General features: G+C 51.0%; 14 protein-coding genes. 7 read left to right on the top strand and 7 right to left on the bottom strand.

Features of this window, described 5'->3' with window-relative positions:
- Positions 1 to 51: 51 nt before the first annotated feature.
- The 6 genes from QZN53_RS00820 (at position 52) to QZN53_RS00845 (ending at position 8,205) form a co-directional block, all read left to right on the top strand.
- Positions 52 to 1,953: a M6 family metalloprotease domain-containing protein gene (locus QZN53_RS00820; protein ID WP_163436765.1), complete on the top strand. Its 1,902-nt coding sequence runs from the start codon at positions 52 to 54 to the stop codon at positions 1,951 to 1,953.
- Positions 1,954 to 2,052: 99 nt separating this feature from the next.
- Positions 2,053 to 3,063, top strand: a complete 1,011-nt coding sequence (locus QZN53_RS00825; protein WP_163436766.1) for an FISUMP domain-containing protein — start codon at positions 2,053 to 2,055, stop codon at positions 3,061 to 3,063.
- A 763-nt stretch (positions 3,064 to 3,826) separates the two neighbouring features.
- Positions 3,827 to 4,708 (top strand): electron transfer flavoprotein subunit beta/FixA family protein, encoded by an 882-nt coding sequence (locus QZN53_RS00830; RefSeq protein WP_072798135.1) that lies wholly within the window; start codon positions 3,827 to 3,829, stop codon positions 4,706 to 4,708.
- Positions 4,709 to 4,711: 3 nt separating this feature from the next.
- On the top strand, positions 4,712 to 5,737 hold the full coding sequence (locus QZN53_RS00835; RefSeq protein ID WP_072798132.1) for an electron transfer flavoprotein subunit alpha/FixB family protein: 1,026 nt from the start codon (positions 4,712 to 4,714) through the stop codon (positions 5,735 to 5,737).
- 5 nt (positions 5,738 to 5,742) lie between these two features.
- Positions 5,743 to 7,455, top strand: coding sequence for an acyl-CoA dehydrogenase family protein (locus QZN53_RS00840; RefSeq protein WP_163436768.1), 1,713 nt, complete (start codon positions 5,743 to 5,745; stop codon positions 7,453 to 7,455).
- Positions 7,456 to 7,716: 261 nt separating this feature from the next.
- A complete protein-coding gene (locus QZN53_RS00845; protein ID WP_294650910.1) occupies positions 7,717 to 8,205 on the top strand; it encodes an N-acetyltransferase in 489 nt (162 codons plus the stop codon).
- Here QZN53_RS00845 and QZN53_RS00850 read toward each other — a convergent pair.
- The 4 genes from QZN53_RS00850 to rpsB form a co-directional block, all read right to left on the bottom strand.
- Positions 8,202 to 9,218 carry a hypothetical protein gene (locus QZN53_RS00850; protein ID WP_163436771.1) on the bottom strand — a complete coding sequence of 339 codons (1,017 nt, stop codon included), beginning with the start codon at positions 9,216 to 9,218 and terminating at the stop codon, positions 8,202 to 8,204. The genes QZN53_RS00845 and QZN53_RS00850 overlap by 4 nt on opposite strands.
- A gap of 97 nt (positions 9,219 to 9,315) precedes the next feature.
- Positions 9,316 to 12,519, bottom strand: a complete 3,204-nt coding sequence (locus tag QZN53_RS00855) for an EAL domain-containing protein (protein WP_163436773.1) — start codon at positions 12,517 to 12,519, stop codon at positions 9,316 to 9,318.
- Between the two features lie 272 nt (positions 12,520 to 12,791).
- Entirely contained in the window at positions 12,792 to 14,798 is a 2,007-nt protein-coding gene (gene tsf, locus QZN53_RS00860) for a translation elongation factor Ts (RefSeq protein WP_294650913.1), read from the bottom strand.
- Between the two features lies 1 nt (position 14,799).
- Positions 14,800 to 15,540, bottom strand: coding sequence for a 30S ribosomal protein S2 (gene rpsB, locus QZN53_RS00865; RefSeq protein ID WP_073319269.1), 741 nt, complete (start codon positions 15,538 to 15,540; stop codon positions 14,800 to 14,802).
- Positions 15,541 to 15,717: 177 nt separating this feature from the next.
- Here rpsB and QZN53_RS00870 point away from each other — a divergent pair, with 177 nt between their 5' ends.
- A complete protein-coding gene (locus QZN53_RS00870) occupies positions 15,718 to 16,473 on the top strand; it encodes a flavodoxin family protein (protein ID WP_163436775.1) in 756 nt (251 codons plus the stop codon).
- Between the two features lie 186 nt (positions 16,474 to 16,659).
- Here the strand turns inward: QZN53_RS00870 and rpsI are convergent, their stop codons facing one another.
- The 3 genes from rpsI to QZN53_RS00885 all read right to left on the bottom strand — a co-directional run bounded on the left by rpsI (position 16,660) and on the right by QZN53_RS00885 (position 19,549).
- On the bottom strand, positions 16,660 to 17,064 hold the full coding sequence (rpsI, locus tag QZN53_RS00875; RefSeq protein ID WP_088628047.1) for a 30S ribosomal protein S9: 405 nt from the start codon (positions 17,062 to 17,064) through the stop codon (positions 16,660 to 16,662).
- A gap of 17 nt (positions 17,065 to 17,081) precedes the next feature.
- Positions 17,082 to 17,510, bottom strand: a complete 429-nt coding sequence (gene rplM / locus QZN53_RS00880) for a 50S ribosomal protein L13 (protein WP_163436777.1) — start codon at positions 17,508 to 17,510, stop codon at positions 17,082 to 17,084.
- A 254-nt stretch (positions 17,511 to 17,764) separates the two neighbouring features.
- Entirely contained in the window at positions 17,765 to 19,549 is a 1,785-nt protein-coding gene (locus tag QZN53_RS00885; RefSeq protein ID WP_163436779.1) for an endo-1,4-beta-xylanase, read from the bottom strand.
- Between the last annotated feature and the right edge of the window lie 177 nt (positions 19,550 to 19,726).

Consider the following 19,726-nt stretch of genomic DNA (forward strand, 5'->3'; position numbering starts at 1 on the left):
GTAAAAAAAATGTATTTCCATATTTGGTGGTTTAAAGAAAATGGGATGTTTATGAAAACCAAAATTGCATTTGGCCTGTTATTAGGCTCATTATTATTCCCGACGATGCTTTTTGCAGACATCGTGTATCAGGGGAAACGCGTCCAGGAATGGCCCGAAGAAGCCCGACCGACATTCACCGGATCCAAAGCAAGCGCGTCCAGTTCCGGTTTAGCGAGAGCAGTTGCAACACAAACGAAAGGCCACTACGCCGCCCCCAAAGGGAAGATTTACAGTCTGACTCTACTTGTCGATTTTTCAGACAAGGCTGCACCTGTCACCGTAAGCGAAGTCGAAGAATGGCTGAACAAAGAAGGTTTCAATAGAGACGGTTGCAACGGTTCTGTGCGCGACTACTATTTAGACGTTTCAAACGGGCAACTGGACCTCACCAACGAAGTCTACGGATGGTATCGCGCTAAGCATCCTAAATCTTGGTACGAAAGCCTGCCGGGATACACAGGGTCCGATTCCCTAATGAAAGAGGTGTTCGCGTATTTTGATTCTCAAGTCGACTTTTCTCGTTACGACAACGACAAGGACGGCACTACCGAAGCCATCAACATCGTATACGCCGGCGCAGGTGAAACCTGGGGGCAGGGCCTGTGGCCACATTCCGGATGGTCCAACGAAAGGCGCGATGGCGTGAAACTCACGCACCACCAGATGACGGACATGCCGGGCAAATTTTCGATATACGTATTCGTGCACGAAAGTGGACACATGATTTTTGGCTGGCCGGACCTTTACTGGTATGGTGACTACTGTACCATGGGCAACCGCGCGAACGACTTGAATCCCGTCGCGATCAACGACTTCTACCGTGCAGACCAAGGCTGGATTCCGTTTGTAGACATCACGAGCGATGACATAAACAACATAACGCCTCTCGAAACCACCAAGCCCGGCGAATTCTGCTACCGCTACAAGAACCCAAACAGGCCAAACCAAGAAGGACTCGTATGGTCCTACGTACGCAACACGGGCCGCAACAAGGTGCTTGCAGGTAGCGGCCTCTTGATGCAGCATTACGATTTTTCCATCGAAGGCAATTCTGCTTCAGACAAGCTGGGACTCCGAATCGTGCACGCGAGCGCCGCAGGCAAATCAAGCGACAACCCGGGCGATCAATGGCCAAGCCCAGGCAGCACCGCCAACACGTTCTTCAAGAGCGGAACCTATTCAGAATTTTCAGATGATGCCTACCCCGCTATCCGCTGGTATAACGGCTCCAAGACTGGCCTCAAAATCACCGACATCGGAACCCCCGGCGAAACACTCACGTTCTGCATCGGCGAGAACTGCTCCGAGCCTTCGTCCAGTTCGTCAGAACCCGCATCCAGCAGCTCCGTCGAAATCACTGTCCAGAAAATCGCGCTCGAAACAACACTCCCGATTAGCGATAGTTATGCGTCCGTAACACTCGACCTGAACGGCAGCAAAGTCGCAAGTATTCTCGGCATCAAGCGCACCGAAATTGAAGACAAAGTAGAATTCTACGGAGTGGAACCCGACGGAAGCCTCAACAGCAAAACGACCGGCGAAGGCACCGGGCATTGGTTCGACAAATCCGGCAAAATTGTCGCCTGGGACCCGAACGGCTCCAGCATCGTGTTCTCCAACGTGGACCTCACGACCATGACCACGAAAATTGGCCACATGCCGAACAAGGTCTCGGCCGGGGAAACTTATGTTGTGAAGCAGGCCGTCGTTTACGGGAACAAGCAAGTCACCTTCGAAATCACAATAACCATTGGCGGAAAGACCACCGTCATTTCAAACCTTGAAAAGTCGAGACACGGCAAACCCGGAAGCCGAATCTTCAACATTCTCGGCAAACCCGTAGGCACCAGAAACGCCTCCGGTGAAATGCCTGATTTGCCCAAGGGCAGGTATGTAGAAATCGGAAAGTAAAAGAATTCGTTTTGCCACACGGATGGGGAATCACTAACGTGATTCCTTTTTTTATAATTTAAATTTGGCAAAAACGATTGTGGTTACTGGAGGTTTTCTGTGAAAAAGATTTTTGCGCTGTTGGTTGTTGCGGTTTTGTTTGTCGCCTGCGGTGATGAATCTAGTAGCTCCGCTCCCGATCCAATCGGTGAAATCTCGTCGAGTAGCAATGAGGAGCCTGGTTCCAGTTCTTCTGTAGCGGAAAAGAATTCTTCTAGTTCCGTAAGCGGTAAGAATAGTAGCTCGTCGGTGGTTGAGTCAAGTAGTAGCGAATTCGTATTGAAATACTGCGATGAAGGTTCTTTAGATACGTTGTATCAGGAGAATCGTGCCGTATATGCTCATTGTGAAGATGGCTTTTGGGAGACTGATTCCATCGTTTACAAACCTAAGGAAAAAGTTTACCCCAATATGGATAGCTTGTTTGCTTCGGATTATGAACCTGTTTATAGTGAATTCGAAGATCCTCGAGATCATCAAGTGTATAAAACAGTTATTTTGTCGGAATCGTATGGTTCTGCAGATAAAATAGAAGTTTTTGCTCAGAACTTGAACTATGGTGTGATGATTGATTCTAGTAAGCGAATGCTTGATGATACTAAGGTGGAAAAACATTGTGAACTGAATGACGAGTGGTTCTGCGATAATGGGTGGGGAGGTCAGTATACTTGGAGCGAAGCGATGGCTTTGCCTGCAAAATATGATACGCTGTTTTGGAAAGAGTCTTTAGAAGGTGATAAGCAAATCCATCAGGGGATTTGTCCGGATGGATGGCATATTATGAATGGTTATGAATGGAGAACCTATACGTCGAGTGCAGGGTTAGATCTTGCATCAAAATCAAATTGGAAATTGAAAAAGATCGGGGCTAATTCATCTGGAATGTCTGTTTTGTTTAAGATGAAGGCTTATGACGTTAGCGTGATGCAGGCTTATTTTTTGCTGCCTAAGGAATCTAGTAAAATTGGAACATTCGCGGTCACCATTACTGAGCAAAGTGTTTGGCTTGGGGATGATGATCATATTGGAAAACATATCCCTTATAGCATTCGTTGCGTAAAGGATTACTAATCCTTTTTTCCGGCAGGGAAAGGAGATCCCACCTTGGTGGCCATGCGCACTAAGCACTTCCCCAAAGAGGATAACTCTACTAAGGTGCTAAAGAACCAAGTATCGTATAAAAGTGCTAAGTGCTGTCCGCCCGGCCTTCGCCGGGAAGACAGAAGAAGAGTAACTGCTAAGGGAAGCGGAGGCGAGTGCCTGACCGCAAAGCGAACATTCCGGAACGGCCATGTGAGCGTGCGGTGCAGGCAGAGACGGAGCGTTCCTTTTTCACGCATCAAAGGAGGTGCCGGGTCAAGCCCGGCAAGACAACAAAAGAGGCATGCGTTTAAATTAACCTATGTCTCAGAAATCACGTTAGTGATTTCGAATCAGTGTGGCCTTTTTGGGGTCTTAGGGGCCCCGCCCCTAGGCGAGAGGGTGGAGAGCAACGAAGTGCGAGCCAGGGAGAGGCTTCTCCCTTTTCAGGCATCAAAGGAGGTGCCGGATTGGATCCGGCATGACAGAGGGCGGGAAAAGGAGGTCCCACCTTGGTGGCCATGCGCACTAAGCACTAAAAGTGCTAAGTGCTGTCCGCCCGGCCTTCGCCGGGAAGACAGAGCGCGGGGAATTTCGGCACGCATTCTGCGGAATCCGTTTATTACTAAAATATTACAGAATTATTACAAGACACTAACAAGCAAAAAGACACAATTGGCTTCGCTTTGAACAAGCGATAATTTCTATCTTGTACCCCAACTAAACATTAACCGCAAATCAATAGTTAGGATATATGAGTCTTAAAATCGTTGTGCTTGCTAAGCAAGTACCTGATACACGAAACGTAGGCCCGGACGCCATGACGCCGCAGGGTACTATCAATCGTGCCGCATTGCCCGCGGTCTTCAACCCCGAAGACCTGAACGCCCTGGAGCAAGCCCTTCGCCTGAAGGACCAGTTCCCGGGTTCCACCATCTCTGTGCTGACGATGGGTCTGCCGAAATCCGCCGAAGTTATCCGCGAAGCTCTGTACCGCGGTGCCGACTGCGGTTACGTGATTACGGACCGTTCCCTCGGTGGCGCTGACACGCTCGCTACTAGCTACACGCTCGCCCAGGCCGTCAAGAAGGTCGGCGACTATGACATTATCCTCGGTGGCCGCCAGGCTATCGATGGCGACACCGCCCAGGTCGGTCCGCAGATTGCAGAAAAGCTCGGCCTTACCCAGGTGACTTACGCCGAAGAAATTCTGAGCCTCGACGAGAAGGCACGCAAGGTTGTGATCCGCCGCCATATCGACGGTGGTGTGGAAACGGTGGAAGCACCGCTCCCGCTGGTCGTGACCGTGAACGGCAGTGCCGCTCCGTGCCGCCCGCGCAACGCGAAGCGCATCATGAAGTTCAAGAACGCGACCGCCGTTGCCGAACGCGCTCCGGAAGCCGCCGAAAAGTACGCCGCCCTCATCGCGAAGAAGCCCTATCTCGACATCCCGCAGTGGGGTGCCGCGGACATCGACGCCGACCCGACGCAGATCGGTAAGGCCGGTTCTCCGACGAACGTGAAGGCTGTCAAGAACATCGTGTTCAAGGCGAAGGAAAGCCGCACGCTTACCGCGAGCGACGCCGACGTTGAAGGACTTATCAAGGAACTTTTAGACGAGAAGATTATTGGCTAGCCTATGAATAACGTATTTGTATATTGCGAAATTGAGGGCACGACCGTCGTTGACGTTTCCCTCGAACTTTTGTCCAAGGGTCGCAAGCTGGCCAACACGCTCGGCGTTCAGCTCGAGTGCATCTGCGCCGGCAAGGGCCTCGATGGCATTGAAAAGCAGGTGTTCCCGTACGGTGTCGACAAGGTTCATGTGTTCGACGCCGAAGGCCTGTTCCCCTACACCACCAACCCGCATGCAGCCCTCGTGGTGAACCTCTTCAAGGAAGAGCAGCCGCAGATTTGCTTGCTCGGTGCAACCGTGATTGGCCGTGACCTGGGCCCGCGCATTTCCAGTGCCATGCACAGCGGCCTTACCGCCGACTGTACCGAACTCGAAATCGACAGCTTCGAAATGAGCATCGGTGGCGTGAAGAAGGCTTACGAAAACCAGCTTTGCCAGATCCGCCCGGCATTCGGCGGCAACATCGTCGCGACGATCGTGAACCCGGAACACCGCCCGCAGATGGCTACCGTGCGCGAAGGCGTGATGAAGAAGGAAATCGTGGACCCGAACTACAAGGGCGAAGTCATCAAGCACGACGTGGCCAAGTACGTTCCGGAAACGGAATACGTGGTCAAGGTGCTCGAACGCCATGTGGAAAAGGCCAAGCACAACCTCAAGGGCGCCCCGATCGTGGTCGCCGGTGGTTACGGCATGGGCTCCAAGGAAAACTTCGACCTGCTGTTTGAACTTGCCAAGGAACTCCACGCAGAAGTCGGTGCTAGCCGCGCCGCCGTGGATGCGGGCTTTGTCGATCATGACCGCCAGATCGGTCAGACCGGCGTGACTGTCCGCCCGAAGGTCTACATCGCTTTCGGTATTTCCGGCCAGATCCAGCACCTCGCTGGCATGCAGGATTCAGGTATCATCATCTCCGTGAACTCCGACCCCGAAGCTCCGATCAACGCCATCGCTGATTACGTGATCAACGGCACCGTCGAAGAAGTCCTCCCGAAGATGATCAAGTATTACAAGGCAAACAATAAGTAGGCGATATGGCGAATTTTTATACAGATCATCCCGAGATTAAATTCAACCTCGAAAGCAATTCCCTGATGCCGCGCATTGTCGAGCTCAAGGAAAAGGGCTATGCCGACAAGGACGCTTTCGACTATGCGCCGGAAGATTTTGCCGACGCGATGGACAACTACAACCGCGTGCTCGAAGTCGCTGGCGACATCACCGCGAACACCGTCTTCCCGAACTCCGAAGAAGTGGACGCCGAAGGCCCGCACTGCGAAAACGGCCGCGTTCGTTACGCTTCCAAGACTTATGAAAACCTCGAAGCCACCCGCAAGGCTGGCCTCAACGGTGTCACGATGCCGCGCCGCTTTGGCGGCCTGAACTTCCCGATTACCGCCTACACGGCCATCAACGAAATGATAGCCTCTGCAGACGCCGGTTTCGAGAACATTTGGTCCCTGCAGGACTGCATCGAGACGCTCTATGAATTTGGCGACGAAGACCAGCGTTCCCGTTTCATTCCGCGCGTGTGCGCCGGCGAAACGATGTCGATGGACTTGACCGAACCCGATGCCGGTTCCGACCTGCAGCGCGTGATGCTCAAGGCCACCTACAGCGAAGAAGACAAGTGCTGGTACCTGAACGGCGTGAAGCGCTTCATCACGAACGGTGATAGCGACATTCACCTGGTGCTCGCCCGTTCCGAAGAAGGCACCCGCGACGGTCGTGGCCTTTCCATGTTCATTTACGACAAGCGCGACGGTGGCGTTGATGTCCGCCGTATCGAAAACAAGATGGGTATCCACGGAAGCCCGACTTGCGAACTTGTCTACAAGAACGCCAAGGCTGAACTCTGCGGCCGCCGCAAGTTCGGTCTCATCAAGTACGTGATGGCCCTCATGAACGGTGCACGCCTCGGCATTGCCGCCCAGTCCGTGGGCATCAGCCAGATGGCCTACAACGAAGCTCTCGCCTACGCCAAGGACCGTAAGCAGTTCGGTCAGGCTATCGTGAACTTCCCGGCTGTGTACGAAATGCTTTCCCACATCAAGGCACGCCTTGATGCAGGCCGCGCTTTGCTGTACCAGACAGCCAGCTACGTGGACATCTACAAGGGTCTCGAAGATATCGAACGTGACCGCAAGCTCACCGACGAAGAAAAGGCTGAACTCAAGAAATACCAGAAGCTCGCCTCTGCATGCACTCCGCTTGCCAAGGGCATGAACTCCGAATACGCTAACATCAACAGCTACGACAGCATCCAGGTTCACGGCGGTTCGGGCTACATGCTCGAATACGCTTGCCAGCGCCTGTACCGCGACGCCCGTATCACTTCAATTTACGAAGGTACGACGCAGCTCCAGACGGTTGCGGCTCTCCCGCACGTGACCACCGGTACCTACAGCCAGATGCTCGAAGAATTCGAAGCCCAGGATGTGCGCCCGGAATACGAAGCACTCAAGGCCCGCGCAAAGGCCATGGACGTGAAGTACAACGAAGCTGTGGAATTCGTGAAGTCCGCGAACAACAACGAATTCACCGACCTCTGCAGCCGCCACCTGTACGAAATGGCCGCCAACTGCGTGATGACCCAGTTGCTCCTCCGCGACGCCACCAAGTCTCCTGAACTGTTCGACAAGAGCGTGAAGGTGTACCTGAACCTCGCCGAAGCCGAAGTCGCGAAGCACTACAACTTCGTGAAGAGCTTGAGCGTGGAATCGCTGGAAAGCTACAAGCAGGCATAAGCCTCGCTAACGCGATATTCGAAAACCCCGGCTCTGACGAGTCGGGGTTTTTGTTTGATGACGATATAGCCACATCCTGAAAAATTGTATAGTTTTACAAGCGGAAGGAAGAATATGAGCAAACAATTTGAATTCGGATTACAGACTTTCGAAGAGCTCGACGAGGCGGCAGCAGTCATGACGCGCGCCTATCAGGATTACGACTATATCACGCTCTATTTCACGGACACAGAGGAACGCCGCAATGGGCTGCTTGTCTTTATGAAATGCGTCTTAAGAACGACCTTTGGAAAGGCAAATCTTTTGGCCGCCCATCAAGACGGCAAGCTAGTCGCCCAAGCGACACTGGAGCAGCCCGGATTCGAGAAACCGTCTGCACTCCAATACATCATGCACGGTTTCTGGCGCGTCTTCTTTACCGTGAACTGGAAACGGATGAATGGATTTTTGACTATGGACGAAGGGGCAGGCAAGCCGTGCCATGATTACCAAAAGTCGGGACCAGACATCTGGTACCTCAGCATGCTCGAGGTAGACCCGCCCGCGCAGGGGCAGGGCGTCGGCACGCAGTTCCTGGCCTACATGGAAGATTACGTGCGGCAGCGTGGCGGTAAGCAGCTGGCGCTGTTTACAAATTCGGAAGAGAACCTCGCCTTTTACACCAAGCGCGGCTACGAAGTTTTCCATGAATGCGAAATCGAGCACAACGGCCGGAAAATCGGCAGCTGGAGCATGAAGAAAAAACTCTAGTTGAATTCAGTCGGCATATCGCCATCTAGAATACACCAGACATTCCACCCCGTATACCTGAAGGGCTCAGGCCGGCACAATCTCGGGAAATTCATTCCCGACAGGCCCATGTTGCGCTGAATACATTTAGCACCGTCGTTATAGTATTCTATATAATCATTGCAGGAATCTTCTGAAGATTTTCCAGAACGCGCTTTATAACCCGTTTTGGTACACGTCTCATTTTCAAAGATCCATGTAAGTTCACTGTCGGTGATTTTCAGGTTGTACTTTTCAATGAAAATGGTATCAACGTAATCGGAGTTCGGATTATCACCGACAAACGTCACCATCGAATCACCATCAAACCATCTTTTTTCAAAGCCATGTATAGTCGTATCTTGAGCAGGCGGAACATAGCTGGGATTTTTCACGGTCCATCGAGTAATTGTAGAATCGGTCAACTTGATTAGCAGCAATTTAGATTCAAACTCTCCATAATAAAAGATGTCTACACCAACTGAAATTTTTTGCGTGTAGGCATAGTCAACTTTACGGCAACCATTCCAATCAAAACTAGAACAGCTTTGATAGTCCGAAAGCAGAAGCGAATCATTCCGCTCGACAATTATAACTTGGTTCCACCCTGGATCAGACACATAGCCACCACCCAGTTCCCCAGTAGGTTCATCTATCGTGTAGCAATATCCCCCATTTTCTGGGACAAGCCAATAAGCATTCTTTATATTCTTGCCAAAGACTTCTCTATAATATGTCGAATCTTCATCTTCTTGAAGGGGTTCGTAGCTAAAAATTTCAGCATTAACACCAGCGGTATCGAAGGGCAGTTTATTGAAATGCGGTTTAGGAGCAGTCGAGTCTTGAGAGGAGGAGCTTATTGATGAAGAACTCTCTGAGCCAACTTTCGGGGAATCCTCTTCTGAAGATTGAGAAGTCGATCCAAAATCGTCACATGCCAAAAGTGCGAATGTGACTATCCCCGTTAGCGACAAAGACAAGAACCTTTCCAGCACAACAACCTCCAATCTCTCTACAAAGTAATAAAACTGGCCGTTTCAGACGAACCGACCAGCCCAAGAAAATGAGAAAAAATTCTGTAACATGTGCGTATCAACTATTCTTTGTCGTCTTGATACTGTCGTTTTGCACTTTCAGGATGATGTCGCCTGTTTCCGGATCCATCATCATGTCAAAACTCGAACGAATGGTAAAATTATAGCCCGCGACATCGTAGCTGATATCCAGCGAATGCACCATGCACTTGTTCATGTAATCGAGGATCAGTTTATCGCGCGTGTAATCCAGCGCGTTTATGACGTTAGTCTCGTTTTGCTGCATCACGGAACTCAGGTACCTGTGATGGATTTCGTAGGTGTACTTGTCCTCGAGTTCCTTGGGAATATACGAGATTCCGCCCATGCGAATCACGGGAGAATTCTTGGTCAGGTTCCAGAAAAGGAATCCGCGATAGCCGTGGTCGTAAGATTTCGTATTCGTCGACACGCCCGATGCCATGAATTTTGCGAAAGATTCTTTACGAGCAAAGTACTTTTTCATTGCCAAGTCGTCTTCGGACATGAATGCCGAATAGATTGTTCCATACGGAGTCTTGCCAAAGACTTTTCCCACATGATAGACGCGCTTGATGTTTCCGTTGATCGTCTTTACACGGAAGGTCAATTGCTTTGTCGCGGTGCTTCTGCTCTTTACCTGTTCCGAAATATCCGTATTCGTCCTTCCGTAATCTTCGGGAACAATTGCATTCTTGAAGAACCGCCCGGCATAATTACGGAAATCATCGACACTGCTACATTCAAACATGTCAAGTATTCGGGCATTTACATAAAGAATTTCGCCAGTCTTTACACTGTACAGAATTACTCCGCCAGGAACAAACTCCATATAGTTCAAAGCCAATTGCTGCAGCATTTCGGCATTCTTGATAGAGCCATCAATTTTTGCCTTGAGCATGCCCCTATCTTTAATAGGCGTCAAGAGGAACTGAGTGGCGCCTATACGGATGCTTTCTTTGGCTAAATCTATGTTGTCGGTCATGACAACAAATGGAATTTGGAGATTGCGCCGTTCAGCTTGGAAATTCTGGATGAGTTTGAAACCGTCCATTTTCGGAAGGTTCGCGTTAATCAAGGCAAGAGCCACATGACGTCCGTATTCAAGCAGCAAGTCCAGCGCCTGTTCGCCATCTTCGGCAAGCAGCACGTGGTAATCCGATCTCAAAATACTTTCAAGGAATGCCCTCTCTTGCGGATTGGCTTCGGCAATCAAGACAGTCTTCGTATTCGCCGGAAGCGTAGCCTCCTTGCCGCTAGATGAACTATCGTAAGCGCTCACATGCGTATTGCGGAAAGACAAGTCGTAAATGTGACATCCTTTATTGTCGGCAACCAGGCGCCCCCTCATAATGACGTACATGCCACGCGTCACATAGGTCACTTCACAGGGAGCCTCGTAGGCGGCCCTTTCTGCCTCGTGAAGTGTGTAGTACACCGGGTTTTCAGGATTGTTCGAAGCATCCTCGACTTCCTGGACATCCTTAAAACCGAGACTCAGGAGCTGTTCTTCGTACTGCCGATTCACAAACAGGAACTTGAACTTTTCATTCTCGAACGTCATAATCGCCCTAGGAGTATTTTCCTGATAGTCGAGACGCCCGATTTTTGAATACACGGCACGCGTGTTGCTATCTTCGATGACTATTCCCGAAGTCTCCATGTGCTCCATGGTAGCCTTCAACGGTTGCGGCTTTCCATAGTAGTAGCCCTGGACTTTTTCGCAACCGATGCTCTTCAGGAATGCCATCTGTTCCTTGGTTTCTACACCTTCGGCCAAGGTCTTTAATCCAAGGCTTTTCGCCATGCGCACCATCGAGCTGATAATGGTGCGAGACACATCGTTAAAGTTCGAAAGGAAGGCCATGTCGATTTTAAGTTCGTCGAACTTGTAGTCCTTGAGCGTATTCAGCGAAGAATAACCGCTCCCGAAATCGTCCATCCAGACTTCGTAGCCAACCAGACGGAATCGCTCAATTTCATGCTGGATATACGAATCCGACGCCATGATGCTTTCGGTAATTTCTACACGGATGTAGTCACGCTCAATCTTGTATCTTTCAAGAATACCTTCGACTACCTCAAAAATATCGCAGCCGGTAAAGTCCAACCGGGAAAGGTTGAACGACACCGGAACCACAGGGTAGCCCTGGTCCAATTGTTCGCGCATTTCTCTGCAGACAAGTTCTATCACGTGGCTGTCGAGTTTATGGATTTGCTTGGATTCCTCTAATGCGCCGATAAATTCGCCCGGGTTCAAAAAGCCCTGTTCCGGATCAATCCAACGGGCGAGCGCTTCCATACCGCAAAACGTTCCTGTAATCGTTCGCACCACCGGCTGGTAGTAAACCTTGATATAGCCGTTCGCAATGGCGTCATCAATGTGGTTTACCACGTAATTGTGCAATATGAGAGTTCTGTGCAGGTCTTCGTCATATTGCCGAATAAATTTATCACCCTTTTTCTTTTGAATGTTGCAGGCGAGTTTCGCCTTTTCTATCGCGTCGAGAATATCGCTATCTGCATCGGCCTCACAAATGCCCACGTAAATGTCCATCGAAATTTTCGAAACCGTACCTTTAACGTATTTTCGAACTTCGCACAACTTTTCTTCGAGGTTGGCAATGTCTGCAACAACGACAAAATGGTCGTTCGTGCTACGGCATACCAGGTTATCTGCAAACTGCTTTTTCAGTACGGCCGCAAAGTGAATCAAGAACTCGTTTCCGGAGCTAAAGCCGTTGGCATTGTTGTAAAGCTTCATCCCGATAATGTCGAAGAAAACCACTGCAGGGGTTTTACCTGCATTTAAAAAACCCTCTACATAGTTTTCTCCGCGGATGCGGCAATACTCTAAATTCGGAAGCCCCGTCAGGGAATCGAAGAACCGGTCGGAATGATCGTTTACGCGCATGAAAATGGAGCGCTTGCCATTCCAGGAAATCTGCGACGCCTCTACAACCAGGTCTTTTCCCGAATACGGGCAGCGAATAATCGTCACCCCTTTTTCAAGGAGTTCTTCGACAAACAATGTATTCTGTTCGTTGGCAGGAAAGAAATATTCTTCGAACTTGATTCCCTGTTCATAGGGTCTTTTCGGTTTCCAAAAAAGCGACATAGAAGGATTCACCATATAGATTTCGTGCGATTTCGCATCGAAAATCACAAACGGGTCCACCTTGGCCGTATTCAAAAGATCCACGACTACCGACGCGGGAATGTCGGATTTCTCACGCAAAGTCATTGCTCCCACCTTGATTCACATTTTCTCTCTTACCTATTAAATTAAATGATTTCGTTTGGATTTGCAAACGTTTTTTCACATTTCAACCCTAAAAACAGCCCTAACACGCCCTTTACACGCAAAAAACCGCCCCTAAGGGACGGCTTTTTGCGAAAAAATCTAGTGCCAAGCGAAGGCAATAGGCAATTAGCCTATTGTCGGAGCGAAGGGCGAACAACGACTAGCAAATCCTTTTGGAGTTCTCTCTTTTCGTTGTTCGCATATACAGTAGGTCAATCGGCGGCTGGAGCGTAATCCCCATCAAGGATACACCAGACGCCATCGCCACTCTTTTTAGTGGGGCGGCACAAGTTCGGATACACCCCCTCGGGAGCACCGATATTGCGCTGCATACAATCGACACCATTGTTGATGTAATCTTGTCGTTCCTTGCACTGTTCCTGCACCGTGTGAGTCGTATCAGGAACATAGTCAGCCGTGCGGCAGGTTTCATTTTCAAAAATCCACGTGCTTCCGATATCTGTAATCTTCACGTTGTACTTTTCAATGAAGATGGTGTCGATATACGCCTTTATAAGATTGCTGTCATAACTGACAATCGTCACCAGCGAATCTCCTTCAAAGGCATCGATTTCCCAACCCGTTGGAGGCGGCAAGGCAACCGTATCAAGCGCAGGTTCTATATACCATGGATTAGGCTTAACCCATACCGTGATTGTAGAATCCGTCAGGCGAATCAGTTCGTATTCTTTCACTGAATCTTGATAAGCATATAGATCTTTTATTTCCGTATAGAAAAAGACTTCGTTACCCACCGTAATCTTTTTCAAATAGTCATTTACATTTCCGCAAGCACCCCAAGCGGGCATCTTGCAATCGCGTTCATCGGCGAGCATCAGCGAATCTTCACGAACTAGGATTGCGAACTTATAATCACCAGGCCAACCATTTTTATAGGAGAGCAGGACTTTTCCATTCGCATAGATATGGTCGATACCGCAAAACGGGGGCACTTTTTTCAGGGCATTAATATAGCGGCCCAAAACGACATCAGCACCTACCGCAGCGCGCTGTTCAGGCGTAAAAGGATCCAATTCGTCATACGTATAAGTGTAGAAATCCGGCTCGATTCCCGTGGTATCGAACGGGAGCGAATCCTGCACCGTTTTCGAGGCTCCCGTTTCAGACGAAGAACTCACAAGCGGATCCGGCGATGCAGGTCCCTCGGACGAGGAACTCCCGGTGCCGGCTTGGGACGAAGAGCTCTCGGCGCCGACTTGCGGCGTATCTTGTTCCGGTGCTTGGGATGATGAATCCGAATCGCCACAGCCCAAAAGTGCGAAAGCGACAAAGCCTGTTACTGCCAAAGACAAAAACTTTTTCAGCATAATGTTCTCCTCTTCTACAAAGTATAAAAAAACTGGCCGCCCCAGATGGGACGACCAATGACCGAGCTGCTTGGCAACGACTTCCTGGAGGTAGTCCTTGACAGAGAGCTTCTTCGGGTTCTTTTCGGACATGAAGAACTCCTGGTCTTCGAGAACGATTTCCTTGAGCACCTTGGCGACGCGGCCGTCAATCTGGCGCTGCAGGAATTCAGGCTTCGGAGCCTTGCCGGAAGCTTCGATCTGAGCCTTGGCAATTTCCTTTTCCTTTTCGATCGTTTCAGCCGGAACTGCAGCATCGTTCAATGCAACCGGAGCGAAAGCAGCGGCCTGCATGGCGATGTCCTTAGCGGCAGCCTTGAGGGCAGCTTCGTCGGCAGAGCCTTCGTAAGCGAGTTCGGTAATCACACCGATCTTGCCCTTCATGTGGCTGTAAACGCCAAACACGGAGTTTGCAGTCTTCTTCATTTCGGCGAACTTGCGGAAGTCGATGTTTTCCTGGATCTTGACGAGCACGTCCTGGAGCACATCGTTGATCTTCTTGCCATCGACAACGGCGTTCTTGAGGTCTTCGACAGAGGCGATAGCCTGAGTTTCGACAGCCTTCACAGCCATGTTGGCGAGAGCGACGAAGTCGTCGTTGTTGGAAACCGGTTCAGTTTCGCAAGAGAGTTCGAAAGCAGCAGCCTTGTCGGCGGTTTCGATGAGGTAGATGCGGCCTTCCTTAGCGGCCTTGTCAGCGCGCTTGGCGGCAACAGCAGCACCCTGCTTGCGGAGGAGTTCAACGGCCTTGTCCATGTCGCCGTCAGTTTCGGTGAGGGCCTTCTTGCACTGCATCATGCCCACGCCAGTCTTCTGACGGAGTTCGTTAACGAGGGAAGCGGTAATCTGCATATTACTTTTCTTCCTCGCCGTTGTCGAACTTCTTAGCTTCTTCCTTGTCGGCCTTCTTGTCAGCAGTACGCTTCTGGACGTTAGCTGCGATGTAGTCGACGATGAGCGTGAGAGACTTCACGGCGTCGTCGTTAGCCGGAATCGGATAGTCCACGAGAGTCGGGTCGACGTTCGTGTCGCAAATGCCGATGATAGGAATGTGGAGGCGGCGAGCTTCAGCCACGGCGATCTTTTCGTGAGCGAGGTCGGTCACGACGAGGAGGCCCGGGAGGTTCACCATTTCACGGATGCCACCGAACACGGAAAGGAGCTTTTCGCGTTCACGGTTCTTGTCGAGGACTTCCTTCTTGGAGAGAGCCTGGAAAGTACCATCAGCTTCCATAGCGTCGATCTTGTCAATCTTCTTGATGGACTTACGAACGGTCTGGAAGTTCGTGAGCATACCACCGAGCCAGCGGTTGGTCACGGAGAACTGGTTGCAAGAAGCAGCAGCGTCGAGCACGCACTGACGAGCGGTCGGCTTGGTGCCAACGAAGAGCACGGTCTTGCCAGATTCAGAGATCTTGGCAGCGGCCTTGGCGGCTTCTTCAAGGAGTTCACGAGTCTTGGAGAGGTTGAGAACGTAGATGCCGTTCTTTTCAGCCAAGATGTAGGGTTTCATTTTCGGGTTCCAGCGCTGAGTCTGGTGACCAAAGTGGGAGCCTGCAGCAAGCAGATCTTCGACAGAAGGCAGATTTGCCATAATGTATTTTCCTTTTCGGTTGTTACTACCCGGACTGCAATTAAGCCGCGAAGCGATGCCCGAACCTAGGGGTGTGGACCTCGCCACCGAAGCGACTCTCGCAAGCCGGTGATTGGTTTTACTCGTGCGTAATTGCCCGAGCGCGCGAAAAAATAGAAAAATTCTAAATTTGTGTCCATGTCTGAAAAGAAGAAAGTATTGATTATGGTCGCAAGCCCCAAAAAGGAGCGCAGCGGAACCCTGATTCCGACCAAGGCGTTCGTAGAAGGCCTGGAAGAAAGCGGCCTGTACGAGTCTGAATACCTTTTTATCGACAAATTGAATATCAAGCCCTGCCGCGGGTGCTTGAGCTGCTGGGGTCGTGAAGACGGCAGCTGCTTCATGAAGGACGATGACGTGCCCTGGGTGCGCGAAAAGCTCACGAATGCCGACATCGTTATCTGGAGTTTCCCGCTGTATCTGTTCGGCGTGCCGGGCCAGATGAAGGTCCTGATGGACCGCATCGTGGGCATGGTTCACCCCTACATGGGCCAGAAGCTCAAGGAAGGCGCCACGGCCATGAATTCGCATTTGCACGGATTGCAGTTCCAGAAAGAAGGCCAGAAGATCATTCTGCTTTCGAGCTGCGCCTGGATGGACTTGGACGTGGTCTACGAACCGATTGTGAAGCAGTTCGACATTATCTTGGGGCACGAGGGCTACACGCTCATCGCCTGCCCGCAGATGCGTGCGCTCGACCACCGCGGTGGTCCGCGTCGCTTGAACATGCTGCGCGAAAAGTACCGCAAGGGCGGCGCAGAACTCGCCGCCACCGGCAAGCTTTCGAAAGAAGCAATCGACCTGATGCAGAAACCGATTTTTAGCGACGAAGCTTACGAGACGCTGGTCGTCGAATTCGTGACGCACATGTTCGACCGCGACGATAATTTCTAATAAACTAATCGGACTATCAAGAGCCGATGCTGACCGGAGCCTGCCCTGGGCAACCACGGGTCAGCATGACAATTCAAGCCGTCAGGTGCTGATGCTGAGCGTCCTCAGCATGACATGCTGGCGGCAAGCGTATAAAAAGGAAAGCCCCCGCGAAGCGGGAGCTTTCCGTAAAAGCAAATTCGCAGATTAGCGCTTGCTGAACTGGAAGTGCTTACGAGCCTTCTTGCGGCCGAACTTCTTACGTTCAACGGCACGAGAGTCGCGAGTCATGAGGCCTTCCTTCTTGAGGGCGGGCTTGACTTCAGCGTCGTTAGCAACCAGTGCGCGGGAGATGCCGAGACGGACAGCGCCCATCTGGCCAGCGATGCCACCGCCACGAGCGGTAACTTCGACGTCCCATTCTTCCGCGTTGCCGAGGATGGCGAACGGAAGGTTAGCAATCATGTTCTGCACTTCAGAATGGAAGTAATCCTTGAAATCACGACCATTGATAGTGCGCTTGCCGGAACCCGGCTTCAGGATCACAGCAGCGATGGCGTTCTTGCGACGGCCAGTGCCGCGGTAGATCTTCTTAGTTTTTGCGGTAGCGATAGAGGTATCCTCCGTTCTTAAAGTTCTACAACTTCAGGTTTCTGCGCGGCGTGCGGATGTTCGGCACCGGCATAAATTTTGAGCTTCTTGATCATCTTGTGACCGAGAGCGCTGTGCGGGAGCATGCCCCAGATGGCAGCTTCGAGCGGTGCAGTCGGGTGCTTTGCCATGAGGTCGGCAAAGTTGATCCAGCGTTCACCGGCGATGTGACCGGTGTGGTGGAAGTACTGCTTCTGCAGAGCCTTGTTGCCGGTAACAGCAACTTTTTCAGCGTTGATCACAACCACGAAGTCGCCAGTGTCGACGTTCGGGGAGAAGATGGCCTTGTGCTTGCCCATCAGGAGCTTTGCAACTTCAGAGGCAACGCGACCCATAGGCTTTTCGGCGGCGTCCACAAGCTTCCACTTGCGTTCGACGTTCTTCGGGTTTACCGTAATGGTCTTCATGTAAATCCTTTTTGAGTTATTCCGGAGCAAAGTCGCCCCGCGAAATGCTGCGCTAAATTTAGAAGAAAAAATGCAGCTTTGCAAGGGTAAAAAAGTACGATTTTTCAAAAAATCCGCGTCATTTTAAGACTTTTTATTCTATCAATTGATATAGTTGTAACGATTGATATAGTTAAATTCATGTTTTGAGGTCATAAAACAAACCCCGAAGCATTCGCTTCGGGGTCCGTTGTTTGGTGTATTGAGTACTCTAATTATCTCGTCACTCTTACAGACTGCATCTGGCCAGTGGTACGGCTGCGCAGGTAGTAGACGCCGGAGCTCTTCACAGCGCTAGAGGACTGGAGGATTTCCTTGGCGGCATCGAATCCGTAGGCAGTGAGCACACCCATGTGGACACCGTTCTGGTCGAACACGTGGTAGTCCTGACGAGCGTTGTTGTCGAACTTGACATTCTGCTGCACGAACTGCGGTTCACCGGCATCGCCCTTCACGAAGTTGATGTAGTCGATGTCGAAGTATTCCTGAGTCACTTCCATGCGGAGGATATGCTTGCCGGCCGGGAGAGTCACCTTCTTGCTCACGTTGGAGAATTCGTCGTAGCTAGTTCCCGTGACTTCGAAGTCGGCGAGAGCCTTGCCGTCGAGGGAGAGTGTGAATGCGCCCGTACCTTCAGTTGCGACAGAAGCTACAGCGGTGTATTCGCCTGCTTCGGCAACGTTGATGGTGTATTCGTACCAGTCACCGGTATTGTTGTAGCCGAGAGCAATGCCCGTGGCCTTCTTGTAAAGGTCGGCACCGGTATCCTTGCGGTAGTCGGAATCACCGTGATTTTCGCCATCGTCGGCATAAGAAGCGTTGCTCGTGCCGTCTTCGTTCTTGCCCTTGCCCGGAATGTCGAAGTCTTCGACTTCGATCTTGCCCGGGACAGCGAGAGCTTCACCCTTGAACGGAGTCTGCGGTTCAGGTTCCACCGGAGTGATTTCGCCCGTAGGAAGGCCCGTCGTGTTCACGCCCTTGTTGCTCTTCAGGTATTCCTTGAGCCAAGTCATTGCCGGACGGTCCTTACCATCCCTGATGATACCGGAGTTACCGCCGGAGGTCCAAGTTGCACCGTAGATATAACCCCAGAGGGTGATACCGGCAATGTGTTCATTTTCCATGAAGTAGGAAATCTGCTGAGAGTAGCAGTTCTTCTGGTCGTTATCGTCGTTAGAGGCGATATCGTATTCAGAGATGAACATCGGCATCTGGGTTTTGTTCCAGATTTCTTCAATAGCGCTCTTGAGCGTATTGATGTTCAAGCAGGAACCGCCACCGCCCTGGCCACCGGCCTGACCGCCGGAAACCTGCATGTCATGAGCCTGCAAGCCGTAAGCGTCAACCGGAGCACCAGCCTTTTTCAGCTTGTTGATGAGGTCGATACCTTCGTTCTTCTGCCACTGAACAGTGTTATAGTCGTTATAAATGAGGATTGCATCCGGCCAACGTTCACGAGCCATCTTGAATGCGGTCACCACGAATTCGTAGTTGCCGTTATCGCCACCGAGAGCGGCGATGATGTTATTGTTGTTACCGTAGCCGGAGTGATAGCTGCCACCAGACTTGATAGCTTCGTTCACCACGTCGATCATTTCGAGGTCCGGATAATGCTTCTTGACAGCATCCATCCAGTTCGTGATGGCCGTCTTGGTATCGGCAGCGCTAAGGCCATTCAACCAGTTGGGGTACTGGGAGCCCCACACGAGAGCGTGGAACTTGAAGTGACCACCGTTCTGCTTTGCCCAGTTGTAGGCAGCGTCGCAACCACTCCAGTTGTAGTTGCCACGGGAGCCTTCGATAGAGGCCCACTTACATTCGTTTTCGGCCGTAATCTGGTTCCACAATTGCGTAAAGTCGCTGCGGACCTGGCCACGAGTTGTAATGTTACCGACGAACTTCGCTGCACCATCGGCCAAGCCGGGTCCCGCGAAGGAGAAAGTTGTTGCTGCAAGAGCAACAGCAGCAACTTTCGTTGCTGTAGAGATTATCTTTTTCATATCCACACATCCTTTTTAGGGGATTGTCATGGACAATATGTCCATAAAAGTGTAAACAAAAGGAAACAAGTCCCGGAACATTCGCCCCGGGACCCGTTGTTTGGTGTATTGAGTTTTGAAATTTACCTAGAAATTCTCACAGACTGCATTTTTCCGGTCCAGCGGTTACGCAGGTAG

This window comes from uncultured Fibrobacter sp., from assembly GCF_900316465.1.
Taxonomy (GTDB): domain Bacteria; phylum Fibrobacterota; class Fibrobacteria; order Fibrobacterales; family Fibrobacteraceae; genus Fibrobacter.